Below are 21,477 nucleotides of genomic sequence, written 5' to 3'. Positions count from 1 at the left end.
CTGAAACATCGCCAAACCGCGTCTCTCGTGCGTTAATTCTCCGGGGTGCCTGGGGAGGGGGAAGCTGTGCTGCGCGTGCATTTTTCCGGAGAGGATCTTGGCCGGGTCAGGGTCGCGACGAGGCCGGATCCGCTGTGGGAGACGACGCTGAGCCTGCACCGGCTCCAGCGTGGGGACGGTGGCCTGCCGGTACGGAAGTGGCGCGGCACTGTCCGCAGCCGGCTGCCGAAGGCCGCCGGGCCGTTACTGACGCTGGTCCCGCCCAGCGGGTACTTCCCCGACTTTCTCACGCCGTCCGGCGAAGACCTCGAAGAGCAACTGGAACTGGTGAGCGGCACCAAACGCAGCGCCCTGCGCCGGGATCTGGCGATCTTGGCCCGATCCCGGCTGCCGACGCCGTGGGCGCGGGATCTGGGTGACGCCAACCCGGCGGCGCTCGGCGCGCTGACGCGAGCGGTCCGGTCGTACCACCAGGCGGTGATCGATCCGGTCTGGAGCGACATCCTCACGTGCTTCGATCGTCAGCGCGCGAGACAGGCGCGAATCCAGCTCGCCGACGGCGTCGAAGGACTGTTGCGCGGACTCTCCTCCGCGATGCGGTGGAAGGCACCGGTGCTCGAGGTCGACTACCCGGTGCACACCGAACTCCACCTCGACGGGCGGGGGCTGCTGCTCATCCCGTCGTTCTTCTGCTGGCGGACCGGGGTGACCCTGGTCGACAACGACCAGGTGCCGGTGCTCGTCCACCCCATCGAACAGCACCCGCCCGAGTCCATGCCCCACGACCACGGCTCCGCCTTGTCCGCGCTGCTGGGGCACACCCGTGCCGCCGTGCTGGAGACGATCGCGGGCGGTGGCCGGACCAGCGATGTCGCGCACCGCGCGGGCATCTCCATGTCCTCGGCGAGCCAGCACGCCACAGTGCTACGTGAAGCGGGTCTCGTGCTCAGCACGCGCGAGGGCAACACCGTGCGACACCACCTCACGCCGCTGGGGTCGGCCTTACTGCGCAAGAATCTTTGACCGCTTCGCCGTCTGCCGCCAACTGTCAAACGTGGTTATCGTGTGCGCACGCCGCAGTCACATCTGACAGAAATGCCGAGGTTCTGCGGAAAGGGACATCCTTCATGAGTGGCATCCTGTGGCCCGCGATGCGCCGCGCTCTCCGTTCTCGCCCTCGCCGTTACTGGCGCACCATCTGGCCCGGATGTCCTGAACGACCCTTTCATGACACAAGCGGGGCGTCACGACTGACGAGAGGTAAGGCAATTATGGGGGTAGGCGATCCCCTGCCATGAGCGCTGAGTCCACGCTGGACAGTTCCGGGCGGTTGAATTCCCGATTGATGCCCATATGCACAGATCCGCTAAGGGGTCGTGAGTGACAAAGAAGGTTAGAACCCGAATCGCCACTCACGACGCCAGCAGCTCCTCGGCGGTCCGCGTGTTGATCACCCGATCCGGCTCGATCCCCAGTTCGTTGGCCCGCGCGCAGCCGTAGACGAGCCAGTCCAGCTGCCCCGGCGCGTGCGCGTCGCTGTCGATCGCGAAGTCGCAGCCCAGGTCCACGGCCAGGTTCAGCAATCGCGTCGGCGGGTCGCGGCGTTCGGGTCGCGAGTTGATCTCGACGGCGACCCCGTTTTCCCGGCAAGCGGTGAACACCGCCTCGGCGTCGAACTCCGACTCCGGCCGTTTCCCGCGGCCGCCCATCACCAACCGCCCGGTGCAATGGCCCAGCACCCGGACGCGCGGATGCCGGACGGCGGCGATCATCCGCGGCGTCATCTCCCTCGCGGGCATCCGCAGTTTCGAGTGCACGCTCGCGACGACGAAGTCCAGCTGCTCCAGCAGGTCTTCCTCCTGGTCGAGCGTGCCGTCGAGGTGGATGTCGACCTCGATGCCGTGCAGGATCCGGAAGGGCGCCATCGTCTCGTTCAGTTCCGCGACGACGTCCATCTGCCGCCGCAGCCGCTCGGGCGAGAGGCCGTTGGCGACGGTCAGCCGCGGCGAGTGGTCGGTCAGCACCATCCATTCGTGACCGAGCGAGCGGGCGGCCTCGGCCATCTCCTCGATCGGGCTCCCGCCGTCGGACCAGTCCGAATGGGTGTGGCAGTCGCCGCGCAACGCCGCCCGCATCGGGCCGCCGTCGGGCAGCTTCGGCTCGCCGATCTTCTCGAAGTACGCGGGCCGGCGCCCGGCGAGGACGTCTTCGACGACCGCCGCTGTCGCCTTGCCGATGTTCGGCAACGCGGTCAGCGTGCCCGCCTCGGCACGTTTGCGCAGGTCGTCCGGTTTGACCTTGGCGATCACCGAGGCCGCCTGCCGGAAGGCCCGCACCCGGTAGGTCGGCTCGCCCGCGCGTTCCAGCCGGAACGCGATCTCCCTCAACGCCTGCGCCGGTTCCATGGCTACCTGTCTACCCCGTCAGCGGCGAAGAGGCAGCTCATGCAGAACGACGTCGCCCAACTCGCCGTCGTGGAGCTCGGCGGTCTGATACGTGCAGAACGGCTGCCGCCGCCGGTCGGTCGGCGAACCGGGGTTCAGCAGCCGCAGCCCGTTCGGCGTGACCGTGTCCCACGGGATGTGACTGTGCCCGAACACGAGGACGTCGGTGTCCGGGAATTGTTCGTCGCAGCGACGCTCGCGCCCCTGTTTGCCGCCGGTCTCGTGGATCACCGCGAGGCGGACGCCGTCGAACTCCGCCCGCGCGATCTCGGGAAGCCGCGCCCGCAGCTCCGCGCCGTCGTTGTTGCCGTAGACCCCGATGAGCCGCTTGCTCCGAGCCTCGAGTTCGTCCAGCAGAGCGACCTCGACCCAGTCGCCGGCGTGGACGACGACGTCCGCGGCTTCGACCTCGCGCCAGACCTGATCCGGCATCGCCTTCGCGCGCAGCGGCAGATGTGTGTCAGCGATGAGCAGTAAGCGCGTCATTCGTCTCCGATCGCCCCGAGGATCCGGTCCAGGAGGTCTCCGATATGCGCGCGCAACAGCCCCGCCGCACCCTCGGCATCGCCCTTCTTCGCCGCCGCCAGTACCGCCTTGCGCTCGTTCCACTCCTTGCGCCAGCTGGGATTCGCCTCCCAGCCGACCACGGAGATCAGCGCGGCGCGATCCTTGAGGCCGTCCAGCATCGAGACCATCAGCGGGTTGCCGCAGCCGCTGTAGAGCGCGCGGTGGAACCGGCGGTTGAGCAGGCTGAGCACGGCCTGATCCCTGCCCGAAATCGCCGCCGAGGCCTCCTTCAACGCCTCCGCGGCGTCTTCGAGCAGGTCCGGGGAACGGCGTTCCACCGACCGCCGCACGGCCTCGGGCTCCAGCACCATGCGGACGTCGTAAACGGACTTCGCCAGCTCCGCGTCCACTACGCACACAGAGGCGCCCTTGTACGGGCTGAACGTCACGAGCCCTGTGTTCGACAGCACCTTGAGCGCCTCGCGGACCGGCGTCTTCGACACGCCGAGCCGGGTTGCGAGTTCGGCTTCGACCAACGCCTGGCCGGGCTTCAACTCCCGGGTGAGGATGCCGCGGCGAATCTCCTCCAGCACCACTTCGGTGCGGGAGGCGGGCAGGCTGAAGGTCGAGGACATGAGCGGATCATATATGAGATGCCATCCTCAGTGTCATCAGGAAACTGTCATGAGGAAACTGTCATGAGGAGCCTCGAGGAACTCCGTAGGCAACTCGGTTACAACCCGGAGGAGCACCTCGGGAAACCCGTCATCGCGATCCTCGACACCTGGAGTGACATCAACCCCTGCCACATGCATCTGCGCGAACGCGCGGAACAGGTCAAACGCGGGGTGTGGCAGGCGGGCGGGTTTCCGCTGGAGTTCCCGGTCGCGACCCTGTCGGAGACCTTCCAGAAGCCGACACCGATGCTCTACCGCAACCTCCTTTCGATGGAGGCCGAGGAAATCCTGCGGTCCTGCCCGGTCGATGGCGCGGGCCTGCCCGCCATCTTCGTCCCCGCGGGGTCGATGTCGCGTGGGCGCTGGCGGAACGAGGTACTCGGCAGCGGTACCGACATGTGGAAGTACTGGGACGACAAGCGGGCCGGGCTGATCGGCGACGAGGATCTGTCCGAATTGGAGCGTGTGCTGGCCCGTTCTTCCGGCACCTGTATGACGATGGCGACCGCGTCCACGATGATGTCGGTCGCCGAAGTGCTCGGGCTGACCTTGCCCGGCGCGGCGTCGATCCCCGCCGTCGACTCGGCGCACCACCGGATGGCCGCGGCGAGCGGCGCGCGCGTGGTGGACATGGTGTAAGAGGACCTCACCATCACGAAGATCCTCGACGAACGCGCGTACGCCGACGCGATCACCACCGTGCCGGCGCTGGGCGGCTCCACCAACGCCGTCATCCACCTGATCGCGATGGCCGGTCGCGGGCGGGCTTCCCGGCCTCCTCTCCCGGCTGACCGACCTGCTGCACACCGATCGCGTCACCGTCACCGGCCGGACCTTCGGCGAGAACCTGAAAGCGGCGCGGGTGCACAACGACGACGTCATCCGCACCCGCGAAAACCCTGTCGCGGCCGAAGGAGGAGTCGCGGTGCTGCGTGGCGATCTCGCACCGTCGGGCGCGGTGATCGAGCACATCGCCGCCGATCCCCGGCTGCTCGTCCACACTGGACCCGCGGTGGCCTTCGACGACCACCGGGACTTGAAGACCCGCATCGACGATCCCGCTCTCGGCATCACCGAGGATTCCGTTCTGGTGCTGCGCGGATCCGGTCCGCTCGGCGGCCCCGGCATGCCCGAGTACGGAATGCTGCCGTTGCCCGATCACCTGCTGGCCAAGGGGGTCCGGGACATGGTCCGCGTTTCCGACGTCCGGATGAGCGGCACCAGTTACGGCGCCTGCGTGCCGCACGTCGCGCCGGAGTCCCATGTGGGCGGACCGCTCGCGCTGGTCCGCGACGGCGATCCGATCACCTTGGACGTCCCCTCGCGACGACTGAGCCTCGATGTCGATGATGCCGAATTGCAACACCGCCGGACACGGTGGATCCCGCCTGCTCCACGCTTCGAACGGGGTTACGGGGCGTTGTACTTCGAACACATCACGCAGGCCGACGAGGGCTGTGACTTCGGTTTTCTCACGAAAGTGGGCGAAAATCCGGAACCTGACGCGCAGTGACCACCCGACGGAGTGACCCGCTCACCCAACCGGGCGAGTTGCACGACCACAAAACGCGCCCCGTATCTTGAACCTACGTCCGGAACGTGTGGAAGACCCGGATGTTCGATCACGACGCCCGGCCTCGCCGGACCGTGGAGGGTGGAGAGTTGCCGCAGGAACCGCGTTGGCCCGAGTCCCATGCCGAGCAGACGGACATTCTCCCGGTCGTCACGCCCGGGTTCGCGGAGTCTGCCACGCCGGAGGAGCCCGCGCCACCGAAGCGCCGTCGCAGCTACCGCAAGGCCGCCTTCATCGGCGGCGGCGTGTTCGGCCTGCTGGTCGTCGCGTACGCCCTCGATGTGCTGGTCTCCCAGGGCAGCGTCCCCCGCGGCGTCACCGTCGCCGGGGTCGACGTCGGCGGGATGGACCGCGCGGCGGCCGAGAAGGAGCTCCGAGGGGGCATCGAGCCGCGGCTGACCCGGCCGGTGAAGATCGTCGCGGGTGACGCCGAGGAGTCGCTGGCGCCGAACAACGCGGGCCTGCGCCTCGACTGGCCCGCCACCCTGGATCAGGCGGGCGACCAGCCGCTGAACCCGTTCGCGCGGATCGCGTCGTTCTTCTCGACCACCGAGGTCGGCGTCGTCACGCAGACCGACGACGCCAAACTCACCGCCGCGCTGGAGAACCTGCGCGGCACCATCGACCGTGACCCCATCGAGGGCACCATCCGCTTCGAGGACGCCAAGCCGGTCGCCGTCGAGCCCAAAACCGGGCAGAAACTCGACGTCGAGGCCGCCAAGCGGATGATCCTGGACCGCTGGGCCAGTGGCGAGCCGCTGACGCTCGCGGTCACCCAGGCACCGGTCAAGGTCTCGCCAGAGGCCGTCCACGCCGCTCTCGAGCAGGTCGCGAAGCCCGCCGTGGCGGCGCCGATGGTCATCAAGGGCGAGGGCAAGGACGCGGTCGTCAAACCCGAAGCCATCGCGGGCGCGCTGACCTTCGAACCCGCCGACGGTGGCGTGCTGAACCCGAAGGTGGACAACAACAAGATCATCGAGGCCGCGGGCCCGCAGCTGAAGTCCACCGAGAAGGAGGGCAAGGACGCGCAGATCGTCTTCGAAGGCGGCAAGCCGACCGTCCAGCCTTCCGAGGACGCCAACGTCGTCGACTGGGAGCCCAGCCTCAAGCCGGTGCTCGAGGTACTCAAGCGCGCGGCACCCCGCGAGCTGCCGGTGACCTACAAGAAGACCCCGGCCAAGGTGACCACCGAGCAGGCGAACCAGCTCGGCATCAAGGAGGTCGTCAGCGAGTTCAAGACCGGCGGGTTCGCGCCGGACTCGGGGACGAACATCCGGGTCGTGGCGCAGAAGGTCAACGGCGCCATCGTCAAGCCGGGTGAGACGTTCAGCCTCAACGGGTTCACCGGGCCGCGTGGCGCGGCGCAGGGCTACGTCGAGGCCGGCGTCATCAAGGACGGCGCGCCCGGCCGCGAGGTCGGCGGCGGGATCTCGCAGTTCGCGACCACGCTGTACAACGCCTCGTACTTCGCCGGTATGAAGGACACCGAGCACAAGGAACACAGCTACTACATCAGCCGCTACCCCGCCGCGCGGGAGGCGACCGTGTTCCAGAACCACAACGGCGGCAGCGTGATCGACCTCAAATTCACCAACGACACGGACACCGGTGTCGCGATCCAGACCGTCTGGTCGCCGTCGGACATCACGATCCGGCTGTGGGGTACCAAGAAGTACACCGTCGAGTCGATCCCGGGCGGCCGCAGCAACCCGTCCGAGCCGCCGACGAAGTCCGGCCCCGCCGAGAACTGCAAGCCCAGCAACGGCGCGCCCGGCTTCACCACGTCGGACACCCGGGTCATCAAGGACGCCTCCAGCGGCCGCGAGATCCGGCGCCACACCCGGAACGTGCACTACAACCCGCAGCCGAAGATCACCTGCGGCACGGAGTAGTCGCGAGGGCTGAAGGGGGACAGCGCCCTTCAGTCTCTTGACGGTTCACCACGCGCGTCCGGGACGGTACGCTCGGTGACTCACCCGACCCAGCGGGGGTGGTCACCTCGTGAGTTCCCAGGCGACCTTCCGGCAGATCCTCGCGGTCGGTGAACTGCGGGCGATCTGGTTCGCGGAACTCCAGTCGATCCTCGGGGACCAGGTCGCCAGGGTCGCCCTGTCGGTGCTGGTGTTCGAGCGGACCGGCTCGGCGACGTGGCCCGCGCTGACCTACGCGCTCACGTACCTGCCGGACCTGATCGGCGGGCCGTTGCTCGGCGGGCTGGCCGACCGGTTTCCCCGCCGCGCGGTGATGGTCTGCTCCGACGTCGTCCGGGCACTCCTGGTCGCGGTGCTCGCGATCCCCGGCATCCCGTTGCCCGTACTCGCCGTCGTGCTGGTGGTGGTGCAACTGGCCAACGCGCCGTTCACCGCCGCACAGGCCGCGGTCCTGCCGTCGGTGCTCAGCGGGGATCAGTACGTCCTCGGCCAGTCACTGCTGAAGATCACCAACCAGATCGGCCAGCTCGCCGGGTTCGCCCTCGGCGGCGCGGTGATCGCCGCGGCCGGGACCGGCAGGGGCCTGGCTCTCGACGCGCTCACGTTCGGTGTTTCGGCGATCGTCCTGCGCCTCGGTGTCCGCGCCCGCCCCGCGGCGGGTGCGCGAGGTCCCGCGACGTCGACCCTGCGCCGGCTTCGTGCGGGCGCCCGCACGATCTGGTACGACCGCCGGTTGCGCGCGCTGGTCGGTCTCGCGTGGCTGGCCGGTTTCGTGATCGTGCCGGAAGGGCTCGCCGTGCCCTACGCCGCGGAGATCGGCGGCGGGGCGGTGACGGCGGGACTGCTGCTCGCGGCGCATCCCGCGGGGATCGTGCTCGGAGTGTTCGTGCTGGGCCGCCTGGTGCGGCCCGAAGTCCGGTCGCGCATGATCGGGCGGCTGGCGCTCGGCGCGATCGCGCCGCTCGTGGCGTTCTGGTTCCGGCCCTCGCTCCCCTACGCAGCCGGATTGCTCGTGCTGTCCGGGATGTGCGCGGCCTACCAGGTCACCGCGAGCACCACTTTCATGCGGTTGGTGCCCGACACCGAACGAGGCCAGGCCTTCGGCCTCGCCGGGTCGGGACTCATCGCCGTGCAGGGAATCGGGCTGATCGCCGGCGGCCTGCTCGTCGGCGTACTCGGTTCACCCGCGACGACGGTCTCGGTCATCGCACTCGCCGGTCTCGTAGTGGCTGTTCCGGCCACCCGGGCTTGGCGCCACGTGGCCCCGTTTCACCCCCTTTGACCGGAACCGGGTATTCACCAGTTCTGCCCGCGCATGGAGCTCACCCCCTCCACTTCCCCGATACCGGTCACGCGTGGTGCACCCACGCCTACCCATACAGCGTAGTGACACCTAGTATCCAACCGATTACGTTCGACTCCGTGGCGCTAACGAATTGGGCGCTGTGGCGGCTACCCCACCGCGGTTTGATCGGCTTCGTCCTCCTGGTGGACGTCGCGGCGATCGCCGGATCCGCCTGGTCTTTTCTCCGTGTCCCGTTCACCGAGGGCGACGCGATCCCCTTCGCGATCCTGATCACCAGCGCCGTGTTGTACACGGAGTTGTCCCGTCCGGTGGAGCGGGTGCGGGAACGGTTCGCGGGCACGCCGCACATCTCGCTCGACAGCGTCTGGACCTTCGCCGCCGTACTGCTGGTGCACCCGGCACTCGCCGCGCTGGTCATCGCCGTGTCGTTCTTCTACCGCTGGTTCCGCGGGCAGCCGAACCCGTTGTTCCGCCGCACGTTCTCCGCCTCGGCGACCGTGCTCGCGGGCTTCGCGGCCGCCGCTTTCCTCTCCCGGTACGCGGCCCCCTTCGACGTCCTCCCCCGCGACGCCTCCTCGTTCGGGTCGGTGGTCGCGGCGGGCGGGGTGTTCCTGCTGGTCAACACCGCGCTGATGACGGTCGCGGTGTACTACGGCACCCCGCACGAGCGACTGCGCGACGCGCTGGCGAAACCGTTCGAGTACGCGCTCGAAGCGGCGACGATCGCGCTCGGGATCATCGTGGCGTGGGCGCTGCGGGACTGGCCGGTGATGCTGTTGCTGGTCGTCGGGATCACGCTGGTGCTGCACCGCGGCGTGCTGCTGCGGCAACTGAAGCGGCAGGCACGCAGTGACGCCAAGACCGGGCTGCTCAACGCCAAGGCGTGGCGCGAGGCCGCGGCCGACGAACTCGACCGCGCGCGGCGAGCGGGGCGGCACACCAGCCTGCTGATGGTCGATGTCGACCGGTTCAAACTGATCAACGATCGCCACGGGCATCTGGTCGGCGACCGGTATCTGGCGGCGATCGCGGAAACCCTGCGCACCGAGGTGCGCGGCACGGATCTGGTCGGGCGGTTCGGCGGGGAGGAGTTCGTCGTCCTGCTGCCCGGCACGTCCGCCGTGCACGCCCACGCGATCGCCGAGCGGATCCGGTCGAGCGTGGCTTCACGCGCCGGAGACCTGCCTGAGCACGTCACCGTGTCGATCGGACTGGCCGACCGGCCGGGCGTCGCCGATCTGGACGCCGTGATCGCCGTCGCGGACCGGGCGCTTTACGAGGCCAAGAACACCGGACGGAACCGGACTTCGGGCTACCAGGTGACCGGCTGACCCCCGCGTTTCGTCCTCTGAATGCGGTCCTTGCGTGTGCAAGTACCGCATTCAGAGGACGAAACGCGATCAGGGGATTCAACCCAAAGGGATGGGCGGCGTGGCACCAGGCGTCACTACTACGGTGGGGGCATGGGGAATTTCGTACTGCTCGACGCACCGTCCAATCTCGGACTGCGCCCGCCCGCCGAAGGGGTGGTCCCCGGTTGCCACAAGGCACCGGGCGCGCTGCGCGACCAAGGCCTGCTCACCCGTTTGGGCGCAAGAGACGGCGGTGTCGTCACCCCGCCTCGGTATCTGCCCGCCTGGTCGCCCGCGGGCGGCGTACGCAACGCGGCGGGGATCGCGACCTACACGGAGGCACTCGCCGGGCGGCTCGCGAAGATCCGTGCGGACGGCGGGTTCCCGGTCGTGCTCGGCGGCGACTGCTCGATCGCGCTCGCCGCGATGCTGACCCTGCGTCGCGAAGGCCGCTTCGGCATCGTCTACTTCGACGGACACGACGACTTCCGGCACCTCGGCAACTCCGATCACGTCTCCTCCGTCGGCGGTGAAGCGCTCGCCGTCGTGACCGGCCGCGGTCAGCCGGAACTGGCCGATGTGGACGGTCTGCGCCCGTATGTCCGTGACGAAGACGTCCTCGTGCTCGGCGTCCGCGCGGAGGAGTCCGCCGAGGCGCGGGAAGCCGGGCTTCGCGTCGTGACCAGCCAGGAGATCATGGCGTCCGGCACCGGCGGCGCGCTCGCCGCCGCCCGCGAGATCTTCGCGCCGTTGGACGGTTTCTGGATCCACATCGACATCGACACCCTCGACCCGGAATTCGTGTCCGCTGTGGACAGTCCCGATCCCGGCGGGCTCAGCCCGGACAAGCTCGTGGACCTCCTTCGCGGTCTGCTCGCGATCCCCGGCGCCGCCGGACTGGAACTGACCATCTTCGATCCCGACCTCGACCCCGACGGCACACAGGCCGCCCTCGTGGCGGACTGTCTCGTGCGCGCACTGGAGGGAACCCGATGACCAAGGTGACCGTCGCCGACGGCTCGTTCGACGCTCCGCTCTGGCTGCCCGAATCCGGCTCCGGCCCGGGCTTGGTGCTGATCCAGGAGATCTTCGGCCTCGACGACTACCTCAAATCGGTCGCCGCCGATCTGGCCGCACTCGGCTACGTCGTCGCCGTGCCCGAACTGTTCTGGCGGATCGCCCCCGGCTGGTCGGCCACACACGACGAAGCCGGGGTCTCGGCGTCGATGGAGGTCTCCGGCAAACTCGACCCGGCACGCGCCGTCACCGACGTCCTCGCGACCCTGGCGACCCTGCGCGCGTTGCCCGAAACCGACGGGCGCGCCGGCGTCTTCGGCTTCTGCCTCGGCGGCTCGATGGCCTACGCGGCCGCCGCCGAAGGCGACCCGGACGTCGCGGTCTCGTACTACGGCTCCCGGGTTCCCGCGCAACTTCCGTTGCTGGCCGAGATCACCTGCCCGATCCAGTTCCAGTTCGGCGGTGCCGATCCGTACATCCCCGTCGAAGGCGTGCGGAAACTGGCCGACGCGGCGGCTTCCCACGACGGCGCGGAGATCCACATCCACGAAGGCGCGGGGCACGCGTTCCACAACCATGTGGCACCGATGTTCCATCAGCCCGAGCCCGCCGCGGCCGCCTGGGCACTGACGCTGGAGTTCCTGGGGCGGGTATTTCCGGCCTGAGGTCGCGATCGGGCCGGTGAGGCAGGACTGTGTCGCCGGGCCCGAGCAGGCCGCCCGCCGGAATATGTCGGTGCCTCCCGGTAGTTTCCCCACCATGGCCACATTGGTGAGTTTTCACGCCCACCCCGACGACGAGTGCATCGTCGCGGGTGGCGTCATGCGCAAGGCCTTCGAGGAAGGTCACCGTGTCGTGCTCGTCGTCGCGACCAGGGGGGAGGTCGGCGAGGTGCCGGACGGGTTCCTCGACGACGGAGAGGAGTTGTGGCAGCGCCGCGTGCAGGAGACGCACGCCTCCGCCGAGGTCCTGGGGGCCAAGCGGGTGGAGTTTCTGGGGTACACCGATTCCGGCATGATGGGCGAGCCGCGCAACGACGTGCCCGGCACGTTCTGGCAGGCCGACGTCGAGGAGGCCGCGCGGCGGCTGGCCGAGATCCTGCGCGAGGAGCAGGCCGACGTCCTGACCGTCTACGACGACAACGGCGGCTACGGGCATCCGGACCACATCCAGGTGCATCGCGTCGGCATGCGCGCGGCCGAACTGGCGGGCACGCCGCGGGTCTACGAGGCGACGAGCAACAGTGACGAGATGCGCCGCGGCATGGAGGAGGCGGTGCGGACCGGGCAGATGAAGGCCGAGGACCTCCCCGATTTCGACGACGGTTCGGAGTTCGGCAAGCCCGAAGCGATCTTGACCGCGAGGGTCGACGTCACCGCGTATCTGCCCTACAAGCGGGCGGCGATGCGCGCGCACGCCAGTCAGATCAGTGAGGAGTCGTTCTTCCTCGCGATGCCGGACGAGGCTTTCGCGGGGGCGTTCGGCGTCGAGTGGTTCATCCGTGCCGGACAGGGTCCTGGCATCACCGAGACCGACCTCATGGCCGGTCTCTGACCGATGGGCATGTGCGGCGCGTATCCGCGGGTCACGCCTGGGGAACTGCGTGAACTGATCGAGAAACCCGAGCGGTACTGGGAGTACGCCGAGAAGGCCGTCGGCACCGAACGGGCGGTGGACCTCGACAAGGCGTGGCACGCGCTGTGGTTCCTGGCGGGCCGTGCCGGGTTCGAGGTCGACTTCGTGCTGGGCGGGACACCGCTGGGGGAAGCCGACAGTGACGGGCCGCCGCGGCAGCTCACCGCGGACGAGGTGCGGACGATCTCGGCGGAGATGACGCGGACCGGGTTCGATCGGCTCTCGCGAGGCGCCGAGCTGTCGGACCTCGAGTCCGAGGGGATCTACCCGTCGATCTGGGACGAGCCCGACGCGCTGGACTACGTACGCGGCTACTACGACGAGCTGGTGACCTTCTTCGCGGGGGCCGCGAAGGCCGAGGAGCCGGTCGTCACGATCATCACCTGACGAGGGCGGGCCCCGAAGAAGTCATGATGGCCCCCTTCCCTACCCGCCGAGCACGATCCTGAAGTCCGTGAAGGCCTCCTTGAGGGACCCTGGGTCCTTCAAGGAGGCCTTCACGGACCGCCGCAGAGGCGGCAGGAGATCAGGCCGTGGCGGCGGTGACGTCGAGCTCGACGAGCTGCCCGGGGTAGCCGAGCTGCGCGACGCCGAGCAGCGTGCTCGCGGTCGTGAAGGCCTCCCCGATCTCCGACTCGACGAACCGGTCCCACACGGCCGAAAGCACGTCGGCGTCCGGCGTCACCACGTAGACCACCGTGCGGACCACGTCGGCCGGGGTCGCCTTGGCGAAGGCGAGCGCGGCGGCGGTGTTCGCGATGACCTGGTCGACCTGGGCGAGCACGTCACCATCGACGACCTTGCCGTCTTCGGCCAGCGGGCATTGGCCGGCGAGGTGGATGTCCCGTCGTCCTTCGACGATGGTCACGTGGTGGTAGGTGGGCGTGGGGTGCAACCCGGGCGGATGGTGGCGTTGAATGGTCACGAGCCGCATCCTCACCGAGGCGGTCGCGACGGGACAACCGGTTTTCACGGGGGAGCCATGCGCAGGACGATCGACTGGACCGGCGACGCGGTCACGATCATCGACCAGACCGCCCTGCCCGCCGAGTATCGCGTGCTCGAATTGCGCACGGTCGGCGAACTCGTCGGCGCCGTCCAGCGGCTCGCGGTCCGCGGGGCACCGGCGCTCGGCGCGGCGGGGGCGCTCGGCGTGGTGCTCGCGACCCGCGCGAAAGGCGACGTCGAGGTCGAGGCGCGCCGCGTCGCCGGCGCCCGGCCGACAGCGATCAACCTGAGCTGGGGTGTCTCCCGCGCGCTCGCGAAGCTCCCGGAGGGGCCGGAAGCCGTGCTCGCCGAGGCGCTGGCGATCCTCGACGAGGACGAGCGGATCAACCACGAGGCCTCCCGGCTGGCGACCGAAGTGGTGCTCGCACATTGCGAGCGGCGGCCGTTGCGGCTGCTCAGCCACTGCAACGCGGGAAATCTCGCCACGGTCGGCTGGGGCAGCGCGCTCGGCGTGGTCTGGCATCTGCAGGCCCGCGGCCTGGTCGAATCCGTGCTGGTCGACGAGACCCGCCCGTTGTTGCAGGGTGCCCGCCTGACCGCGTGGGAGCTGGCCCAGGCCGGTGTTCCGTACCGGATCCAGCCCGACGGCGCGGCCGCCGCCGCGATGAGCCGCGGCCTGGTCGACTGCGTGCTCGTCGGCGCCGACCGGATCGCCGCCAACGGCGACGTCGCCAACAAGATCGGCACCTACGGCCTGGCGATCGCGGCGAAGCACCACGAAGTCCCGTTCGTGGTCGTCGCCCCATCGTCCACTGTGGACACCGCGATGCCGGACGGCGCCGGGATCGTGATCGAGGAACGCGATCCCGGCGAGGTCCTGAACTTCGGCGGCACGAAGGTCGCGCCCGAAGGCGCGGAGGTGTTCAACCCGGCCTTCGACGTCACATCGTTCGAACTGGTCACCGCGGTGGTCACCGAGCAGGGAGTGCTGAACCCGTGAGCAGCTTGCCGAACAGGGCGGCCATCTCCGCGTCGTCGTAACTCAGCGGGAGGGTGTCGAAGTAGTAGCGGATCATGCCGGGTCCGGTCCCGACGATGACCCCGAAGTCGATCGTGCGGCCTTTCGCCCGCACGGTCCCGCGATACTCCTGGAACTTCGTACGCGGGCCCGACGCCGACCGATCAGCCGCCAGCCGGACATCGGTCATCGCGCCCGCAAGCCTGCCGAGGTAAGCGAGATGGCAACCCGGGTCGGTCACCGGTGCCGTCAGCCCCGGTCCGGTGAAGGCCGGCCCTTGCCGAGGGCAGTCGTCGGCGACACCGGCGAACAGTTCCCGAAGCGCGTCCTGTTCGATCGGGCGGAACCATTCCGTCCGATCGTGATAGCGCCGCCCCTGGGTGACCTCACCGCCCTTGAGCACCACCCGGTAGACGGCCGGGTAGCGCACGACCTGACCGCGGATGGTCATTTCGTTGTCCGCCTCGTAGAAGACGACGTCACCGTTCACCACGACCTTCACCGGGGTGAACCGGAACGTCGGAAAGGCGTCCAGCAGGGTCCGCAGACTGCTCGCGATCTTCGTCCTGCCCACGACCGGCGGCGCACTGCCCGATTCGGCCAGCGTCCCGTCGACGGCGAAAATGCCGCCGTACAAGCGGACACGCGCGTCCCGCGCTTCCGGCGTCTCCGAACGCATCGCTCCGAACTCGGTCTGTTTCGTGATGAACGCGCAGGCACTCGGGGAGACCTCACCTTCGACCCGGTCGCCCAGCCGCTCCAGGATCGAGCAACCCTCGTTCGTCTCCGCCATCGCCGTTCCGCTCCCCAGCACCGTCGCACTGACCAGAACCGCCGCCGCACCAAGGAATCTTTTGATTTTTCGCACCTGTTCACCTTGGCAAGGGAGACCGCGCGAAGTCGATTACCCGGCAGGTAATGCCGACCGGAAGAGTTCGAGACAGGACGGCTCGCGGTCGGAGGCGAAAGCCGCCGTCGCCCGCGAGCATCGCGGAGAACGCGGGCAGGTCGCCGGTGTTCGAGGTGCGGAGGGTCAAGCCGTCGTCGCTCACCCTGTCGTCCGACTCCTCGTCACCGACGACCGCCACGCGTCACTGAGCGGTCATCAGGGCCGCGGCCCGATCACCTCACCCTTTTCCGTCACCTCGATGGCCATCGCGGGACACGAATCCGCCGCGTCCAGCACCGTCTCGTCCGGATCCACCTCCCCCTTGACCACCGTCGCCGTGGCGCCTTCGAGTTCGAAGACCTCCGGCTTCAGCGCGGCACACATCCCCGAGCCGATGCACGTATCGCCATCGACGTCGACTTTCCAGCTCATGCTCACCATCCGATCGGCATGGAGCGGGGCCCCCGCACCAGCATCTGCGTCTTCCACACGATATCGCCGTCGAGGTGCAGTCCGGGGAGATCTCGCAGCAATGCCCGCAACGCCTCCTGCAGTTCGAGCCTGGCCAGCGGGGCACCGAGACAGTGGTGCACGCCGTGCCCGAAACCGAGGTGGGGATTGCTCTCCCGGCCGAATTCGAGGGTTTCCGCCGAGGTGAACTGGAGCGCGTCCCGGTTGGCGGCACCGATCGCGACCATCACCGGCTCACCCTCCTTCACCAGCACGTCACCCACGTGGATGTCTTCGGTGGCGTAACGGGCGAATCCGGCTCCGGCACCCAGCGGGACGAACCGCAGCAGTTCCTCGACCGCGGCCGGGATCAGGTCGAGGTCCGCGCGGAGGCGGGCGAGCTGGTCCGGCTGTTCGAGCAGGGCGTAGACGAAGTTGGGGATCTGGCTGGCGGTGGTCTCGTGCCCGGCGATCAGGATGCCGATGCACATGTCGACCAGTTCCAGCTCACTGAGCCTGTCACGGACGTCGCGCGCCTCGATCAACGCGGTCATCAGGTCGTCCTGCGGCCGGGCGCGGTGCTGCTCGACGAGCACGTGCATGTACGCCCGCAGCTCGTCCTGGTTGGCCATCATCTCTTCGGTGGTCAGCGGGCTGGTCGACAGCGCGGCGTCGCTCCACACGCGGAACTTCGGCCGGTCCTCGACGGGGACGCCGAGCAGTTCGCAGATCACCGCGACCGGGATCGGCAGCGCGTAGTCCTCGACCAGGTCGGCGGGCTGTCCCTTGGCCTTCATGTCCTCGATCAGCCCCGCCGCCAGCTCGGCGACGCGCGGTCGCAGCAGTTCGACGCGGCGCATGGTGAACGCCTTCGCGACCAGCGTGCGCAGCCGGGTGTGGTCGGGCGGGTCCATGCTGAGGATCCCGCCCGGCCGCCTGCCCGGTGCCATCCGCGGTTCGTCCTTCTCCTCGGCCATCGCCCGCGAGAACCGCCTGTCGCCCAGTACGAAGCGCGCGTCGGCGTATCGGGTGGCGAGCCAAGTCGGCTCTCCGTGCGGGAGACGGACGCGGAGCATGCCCTTGGTGGCGCGGGCCGCCGCGTACGCCTCGTTGAGCTCGAGACCGGCGTCTTCGTTGAAGGGATAGGCGACGAATTCGGTGTCGGTGGTGGTCATTTGTCCGGAAACCCCCTGGCTCGGCGGTTTGTAAGCAACTGCTTACAACGCTAGCCACGACCACGGTGAGCGTCAATGCGCCTACCGTGCGACGTCCGGCTAGCCTTTGCCCGATGACGGAAGAACCGCAGGTCCGCAAGCGTGACGCGGCCGCGACCCGGGCGTCCCTGCTCGACGCGGCGGCGGCGCTCTTCGCCGAGCGCGGCTTCGACCGGACGACCGTGCGGGACATCGCGAAACTCGCCGGGGTCAACCAGGCGCTGCTGTTCCGCTACTTCGGTTCCAAAGACGCGCTCTTCGAGGAAGTCCTGGCGCGCGGCGGGCGCGAGCAGATCGCCACCACGCCACCGGACGAACTGCTCGGGACGGCGTTGCGCAGCATGCTGGAGGCCGACACCGGCCGCGACCGCACGCTCGACGCCTATCTGCGCTCGACCGGCCACGACAGCGCCGCGGCGGCGGTCCGGCGGCAGCTCGGCGAGGAGTACGCGCAGGTCCTCGCCACGCTGACCGACGCCGATGACGCGGACCTGCGGGCGGACCTCATCCTCGCCTGGCTGCTCGGGATCGGCCTGGTCCGCGACATCACCGGCAAGGAACCGCTGGCCAGCGCGGATCCCGACGACATCTGCCGCCTGGTGCTCGGTGCCGCGCGGACGCTCCTGGAGCGCAGCGGGTAAATGCGTCGCCGTCCGCGCCCCGCTGCTCTACGGTCGGCTCCGTGATCTCGTTCCCACCCGCCGGCACCGAAGCCGAGTTCGACGCGCTGACCAGGCAAGACCTGCTTCCGGCGGTGACTTCGCTGGCCGATTCGCTCGCTCTCGGCGAAGTCGTCCCCTTCACCGAGGGCTCACTGCCGGTCTACGCCGTCGGCGAAAATCTGGTACTCAAGCTGTTCCCGCCGGTGCACCTCGGCGAACTCCCCACCGAGCGGACGATGCTCGAGGTCCTGCACGGGAAACTCCCGATCCCGACTCCCGCCGTGCACGGTGCCGGCGAGCGGGACGGCTGGGGGTACGTGCTCATGGAGCGCCTGCGCGGCGAAACACTGAAGGACGTGTGGCCGCGGCTGTCCACAGAGGACAAACACCGACTCGCTCCCGAACTCGGCGAGGCGCTGGCCGCCCTGCATTCGCTGCGCGACCCGCGCCTCGACGTCCTGGACCCGCCGGACTGGGCCACCTTCGTCGCCGGGCAACGGGAAAAGGTCGTCGACCATCATCGCCGGACCGGCCTCGACGAAAGCTGGATCGCGCGGATCCCGGCGTTCCTCGACTCGGTCGACCTGGGCGACCCGCCCGTCGTCGCACTGCACACCGAGTTCATGCGCGACCACCTCATGGTCGTCCACGACGGCGAACGTCCGCGACTGACCGGGCTCTTCGACTTCGAACCGGCGATGCGGGGCGCGGCCGAGTACGACTTCGTCGCCGTCGGCCTGTTCATATCCGGCGGGGACAAGGACTTCCTGCGGCGGCTGCTGGCCGGATACGGCGTCGAGCCGGACGAGGCGTTCTCCCGGCGCTGCCTGGCGTACGCGCTTTTGCACGTCTACAGCGATTTCACCTGGTACTTCAAGGTACTTCCGGCGCCGGAGGAACCGACGTTGGAGAGCCTCGGCCGCGCCTGGTGGTAGCCCACGTCACCGGCACCGCTTCGGGACCGCGGATCGAAAGCGGCGGACGCCAGACGATGGCCGACGCCGGGACGGCGAGATCCAGTTCCGGCAGGCCGTCGAGCAGGGCCCGGAACGCGATCTCCCCTTCGAGCCTGGCGAGCGCCGCACCGAGGCAGAAGTGGATGCCGTGCCCGAAACCGAGTTGCGGCGCGTTCCGGCGCCGGATGTCGAACCGTGACGCGCCGGGAAAAGCGGCCTCGTCACGGTTCGCCGCGCCGGTGTGCGCCAGCACGGCCTCACCGCGCCGGACCAGGCCGCCGCTCAGCTCGACGTCCTCCAGCGCGACCCGGAGCAGTGACGCGTCGGCAGGCCCGTCGAACCGCATGATCTCCTCGACGGCCCCCGCCGTCAGCCCGGGATCCGAGCGCAACGCCGCGAGCTGGTCCGGATTCCCCGCCAGCAGGATGATCCCGGTCGCGATCAGGCTGACCGTGGTCTCGTGCCCGGCGAGCAGGAGCTGCGTGGCCAGATCGATCAACTCGGCTTCGGTGAGCCGGTCACCGTCCTCGTCGCGAGCGTGCACGAGGGCGCTGAGCAGGTCTTCGCCCGGTTTCGCTCGTTTGACGGCGACGAGTGCCGCCATGTCCTCCGCCCCGTCACGCCGGGCCTGCGCCACTTCCGCCGGGGTGTACGCCATCGGCGTGACGATCACCCGTGACCATTGCCGGAACCGTTCCCTGCCCTCGAAAGGGACGCCGAGGATCTCGCACATGACCGCCGTGGGCAGCGGAAAGGCGAACATTTCCACCAGATCCACCGGCGGGCCGTGCTCGACCATCTCCCGCAGCAGCGTGTCGGCGATCTCCTGGATCCGCGGCCGCAGCCCGGCGATCCGGCGGACGGTGAAGGCTTGCGCCGTCAGCTTCCGCAAGCGCGTGTGATCCGGTGGATCCATGTTCAAGATGCTGTGCTCGCCGGTGGAGAAGTCACCCGGTTCGATGAGGCACGGCGCGTCCGGTGCGAGCAGGTTCCGGGAGAATCGGGTGTCCGAGAAGATCAGGCGGACGTCTTCGTATCGGGTCACCAGCCAGCCTTCGCAACCGCTGGGGAAGACGACCCGGGACATCGGCGGATACTCGGCGTAGATCGCGCCCATCGGGGTCGCGGAGTCGTCCTTCGCCGCGGGATACATGGCTGTCATGGAGCCGATGATGAGTGGCGTGAAGCACCACTGGAAGGCCCCGGCTGCTCACCCGCCCGAAGAGCCGAAGATCCTTATCACCCGGCGATAATCCCGCGCAGGAACTCCAGGTAGCCGGGCCGCTCGGCCGCGGACAGCAGCGTCCCGCCACTCGCGCGCTGCGCCTGGATCAAGCCGATGAAGGCGGTATAGGCCAGCCAACCGCGATGCCGGGCCTCGGTTTCCGGGCAGCCCATCTCCAGGAAGCAGCGGACGATGAAGTCGACGCGCCGCGCGGTGACGTCGGCGAGCAGCGGACCGATCACCGGGTCGCCGGCGTGGGCGAGCAACGCCAGTTCGGCCCGCTCGTCGTCCTTGCCCCCGAAGACGAGTTCGAAGAGCTCACGCAGCCTTCGTTCCGGGTCCGCGATGCCGTTCAGCAACGTGATCAGCGCTTCGGTGTCCTGCTCGGCCCACCGGCGCACGGCGGCTTCGACCAGCGCGTCCCGGTTCGCGAAATGCCAGTAAAAGCTGCCTTTCGTCGTCCCGAGCTTCGCCGCGAGGGGCTCGACGGCGATCGCGGCGACCCCGCCTTCGCACAGCGCTTCGAGGGCCGCGTCCGCCCAGTCCTCACGTGCGAGCTTCCGTTTCACGGCGCATACGCTACCGTATGGGGAACCATACGGCACCGTACGGAGGCGGCCATGCCCATCGGATCACCCGCGAACTGGGGCGCGACCCCGGAAGAGCGCCGCCGCCCGCAGCCGGCGGACACCCTGCTCGACGGCCCTGTCACCCGCTTCGACCGCGCGATCACCGTGCACGCGCCCGCCGCGCTCGCCTACCGCTGGCTCTGCCAGATCTCGGTCGCGCCCTACAGCTACGACCTGCTCGACAACCTGGGGCGCCGCAGTCCCGGCACGCTCACCCCCGGCGCCGACGAACTCGCTCCCGGCGACACGCTGATCGTCTTCGAGCTGACCGAGGTCGAACGAGGACACCACCTCACCGGCCGCACCTTCGCCAAGTCGGAGAACCTGTTCGGCCCGGTGGCCGCGACGTACTCGGTCGAACCGATCGACGAGCGGTCCTGCCGCATGCTGTGCCGCATCGTCGTGACCTCGAAAGGGTTCCGCGGGCGCCTCAAGGAGTTCCTGCTGGGCTGGGGTGACCTGATCATGATGCGGAAACAGTTGCTGACGTTGAAGAAGTACGCCGAACGCGACGCACGGCTCGCCGGACGGTCGTGAATGGCGTTTCGGGTTCTATCGAGGGGTAAGCAAAGGTGTCGTGAGGTCGGGCGACATGAGCAACGATCACCGGTCCGTGAAGGCCTCCTGCCTACCCTGAAGGTAGGGAAGGCAGGCCCGGCAAAGTCGCATAACCACTGGTCAAGTGGATGTTGCGGTGACAGAGGCGGGTTCGCCACAGTCGCCTGACATCTTTCTCGACTGTCCACACAGGACGCTTCCGGGGCTACAGTGCCCGATTAGGGCGTTTTTCGACCGGGTCGTGAGGGAAAAGAGGGTTCTAGCCCTAAATTTCGTTCACGACCCCAGTCGAAAAAAGTACATAAACGCATCAAATGGACATTCAGCGGCCGAATGATGTCCTTTGTGGACGCTTGACGCTCAAGACACTCTGTCATCCGCCCCCGTCGGAAGTCCGGTTCGAATCACCAAAGCGCCACCGACCAGTGGCTATGCGACTTTGCCGCTCGCGGCGGTGGGGTGATGGTGTCGCGAAAGCCACTTTCG

The 21,477-nt window shown here is 68.7% G+C and carries 21 protein-coding genes and 1 pseudogene; 13 read left to right on the top strand and 9 right to left on the bottom strand.

Going from position 1 to position 21,477, the window contains the following annotated elements; all coding sequences use genetic code 11:
• The first annotated feature begins 66 nt into the window (after positions 1-66).
• Complete coding sequence (locus ACZ6DT_RS26395) at positions 67-1,023, top strand: ArsR/SmtB family transcription factor (RefSeq protein ID WP_465599928.1); 957 nt, start codon at positions 67-69, stop codon at positions 1,021-1,023.
• Positions 1,024-1,412: 389 nt separating this feature from the next.
• Here ACZ6DT_RS26395 and ACZ6DT_RS26390 read toward each other — a convergent pair whose 3' ends face one another.
• Genes ACZ6DT_RS26390 through ACZ6DT_RS26380 form a run of 3 tightly spaced genes read right to left on the bottom strand, consistent with a single transcriptional unit; the run spans position 1,413 to position 3,586 of the window.
• Positions 1,413-2,405, bottom strand: coding sequence for a PHP domain-containing protein (locus tag ACZ6DT_RS26390; RefSeq protein ID WP_465599925.1), 993 nt, complete (start codon positions 2,403-2,405; stop codon positions 1,413-1,415).
• An 18-nt stretch (positions 2,406-2,423) separates the two neighbouring features.
• Positions 2,424-2,930 (bottom strand): metallophosphoesterase family protein, encoded by a 507-nt coding sequence (locus ACZ6DT_RS26385; protein WP_465599923.1) that lies wholly within the window; start codon positions 2,928-2,930, stop codon positions 2,424-2,426.
• Positions 2,927-3,586 carry a GntR family transcriptional regulator gene (locus tag ACZ6DT_RS26380; protein WP_465599921.1) on the bottom strand — a complete coding sequence of 220 codons (660 nt, stop codon included), beginning with the start codon at positions 3,584-3,586 and terminating at the stop codon, positions 2,927-2,929. The genes ACZ6DT_RS26385 and ACZ6DT_RS26380 overlap by 4 nt, the downstream gene beginning before the upstream one ends.
• Positions 3,587-3,673: 87 nt before the next feature.
• Here ACZ6DT_RS26380 and ACZ6DT_RS26375 point away from each other — a divergent pair.
• The 8 genes and pseudogenes from ACZ6DT_RS26375 to ACZ6DT_RS26340 form a co-directional block, all read left to right on the top strand.
• A pseudogene (locus tag ACZ6DT_RS26375) lies at positions 3,674-5,141 on the top strand (dihydroxy-acid dehydratase domain-containing protein); the annotation flags it as partial.
• 101 nt (positions 5,142-5,242) lie between these two features.
• On the top strand, positions 5,243-7,093 hold the full coding sequence (locus ACZ6DT_RS26370; protein WP_465599919.1) for a VanW family protein: 1,851 nt from the start codon (positions 5,243-5,245) through the stop codon (positions 7,091-7,093).
• A gap of 109 nt (positions 7,094-7,202) precedes the next feature.
• Positions 7,203-8,414, top strand: coding sequence for an MFS transporter (locus ACZ6DT_RS26365; protein ID WP_465599917.1), 1,212 nt, complete (start codon positions 7,203-7,205; stop codon positions 8,412-8,414).
• A gap of 140 nt (positions 8,415-8,554) precedes the next feature.
• The gene (locus tag ACZ6DT_RS26360; RefSeq protein WP_465599915.1) at positions 8,555-9,769 is read left to right on the top strand and encodes a GGDEF domain-containing protein; all 1,215 of its coding nucleotides are present in this window, start codon (positions 8,555-8,557) and stop codon (positions 9,767-9,769) included.
• Positions 9,770-9,901: 132 nt separating this feature from the next.
• Positions 9,902-10,786 carry an arginase family protein gene (locus tag ACZ6DT_RS26355; protein ID WP_465599913.1) on the top strand — a complete coding sequence of 295 codons (885 nt, stop codon included), beginning with the start codon at positions 9,902-9,904 and terminating at the stop codon, positions 10,784-10,786.
• Positions 10,783-11,472, top strand: coding sequence for a dienelactone hydrolase family protein (locus tag ACZ6DT_RS26350; protein ID WP_465599911.1), 690 nt, complete (start codon positions 10,783-10,785; stop codon positions 11,470-11,472). The genes ACZ6DT_RS26355 and ACZ6DT_RS26350 overlap by 4 nt, the downstream gene beginning before the upstream one ends.
• A 94-nt stretch (positions 11,473-11,566) precedes the next feature.
• The gene (locus ACZ6DT_RS26345) at positions 11,567-12,361 is read left to right on the top strand and encodes a PIG-L family deacetylase (RefSeq protein ID WP_465599909.1); all 795 of its coding nucleotides are present in this window, start codon (positions 11,567-11,569) and stop codon (positions 12,359-12,361) included.
• A gap of 3 nt (positions 12,362-12,364) precedes the next feature.
• Positions 12,365-12,829, top strand: a complete 465-nt coding sequence (locus ACZ6DT_RS26340; RefSeq protein WP_465599907.1) for a YfbM family protein — start codon at positions 12,365-12,367, stop codon at positions 12,827-12,829.
• A 139-nt stretch (positions 12,830-12,968) separates the two neighbouring features.
• Here the strand turns inward: ACZ6DT_RS26340 and ACZ6DT_RS26335 are convergent, their stop codons facing one another.
• Positions 12,969-13,376, bottom strand: coding sequence for a Rid family hydrolase (locus ACZ6DT_RS26335; protein WP_465599905.1), 408 nt, complete (start codon positions 13,374-13,376; stop codon positions 12,969-12,971).
• Between the two features lie 48 nt (positions 13,377-13,424).
• On the opposite strand from ACZ6DT_RS26335, the gene mtnA reads away from it, so the two are divergent.
• Positions 13,425-14,390 carry an S-methyl-5-thioribose-1-phosphate isomerase gene (mtnA, locus tag ACZ6DT_RS26330; protein WP_465599903.1) on the top strand — a complete coding sequence of 322 codons (966 nt, stop codon included), beginning with the start codon at positions 13,425-13,427 and terminating at the stop codon, positions 14,388-14,390.
• On the opposite strand, the gene ACZ6DT_RS26325 is transcribed toward mtnA, so the two are convergent.
• The 3 genes from ACZ6DT_RS26325 to ACZ6DT_RS26315 form a co-directional block, all read right to left on the bottom strand.
• Positions 14,362-15,276 (bottom strand): nuclear transport factor 2 family protein, encoded by a 915-nt coding sequence (locus tag ACZ6DT_RS26325; protein WP_465599901.1) that lies wholly within the window; start codon positions 15,274-15,276, stop codon positions 14,362-14,364. The two genes, mtnA and ACZ6DT_RS26325, sit on opposite strands and share 29 nt — an antisense overlap.
• 237 nt (positions 15,277-15,513) lie before the next feature.
• Positions 15,514-15,729, bottom strand: a complete 216-nt coding sequence (locus tag ACZ6DT_RS26320; protein ID WP_125785759.1) for a ferredoxin — start codon at positions 15,727-15,729, stop codon at positions 15,514-15,516.
• 2 nt (positions 15,730-15,731) lie between these two features.
• Complete coding sequence (locus ACZ6DT_RS26315; protein WP_465599898.1) at positions 15,732-16,922, bottom strand: cytochrome P450; 1,191 nt, start codon at positions 16,920-16,922, stop codon at positions 15,732-15,734.
• A gap of 113 nt (positions 16,923-17,035) precedes the next feature.
• Here ACZ6DT_RS26315 and ACZ6DT_RS26310 point away from each other — a divergent pair, with 113 nt between their 5' ends.
• Entirely contained in the window at positions 17,036-17,602 is a 567-nt protein-coding gene (locus ACZ6DT_RS26310; protein WP_465599896.1) for a TetR/AcrR family transcriptional regulator, read from the top strand.
• Positions 17,603-17,643: 41 nt separating this feature from the next.
• Positions 17,644-18,558, top strand: a complete 915-nt coding sequence (locus ACZ6DT_RS26305) for a phosphotransferase family protein (protein WP_465599894.1) — start codon at positions 17,644-17,646, stop codon at positions 18,556-18,558.
• On the opposite strand, the gene ACZ6DT_RS26300 is transcribed toward ACZ6DT_RS26305, so the two are convergent.
• Entirely contained in the window at positions 18,497-19,741 is a 1,245-nt protein-coding gene (locus ACZ6DT_RS26300) for a cytochrome P450 (protein WP_465599892.1), read from the bottom strand. The two genes, ACZ6DT_RS26305 and ACZ6DT_RS26300, sit on opposite strands and share 62 nt — an antisense overlap.
• Before the next feature lie 77 nt (positions 19,742-19,818).
• Positions 19,819-20,373, bottom strand: coding sequence for a TetR/AcrR family transcriptional regulator (locus ACZ6DT_RS26295; protein WP_465599890.1), 555 nt, complete (start codon positions 20,371-20,373; stop codon positions 19,819-19,821).
• A 51-nt stretch (positions 20,374-20,424) separates the two neighbouring features.
• Between ACZ6DT_RS26295 and ACZ6DT_RS26290 the strand changes: the two genes are divergently transcribed.
• Positions 20,425-20,970: an SRPBCC family protein gene (locus ACZ6DT_RS26290; RefSeq protein WP_465599888.1), complete on the top strand. Its 546-nt coding sequence runs from the start codon at positions 20,425-20,427 to the stop codon at positions 20,968-20,970.
• The last annotated feature ends 507 nt before the right edge of the window (positions 20,971-21,477 follow it).

The organism is Amycolatopsis sp. NPDC041971 (assembly GCF_055588925.1).
The sequence above is the reverse complement of the archived record's forward strand: the minus strand, read 5'-3'. Positions and strand labels throughout refer to the sequence as shown.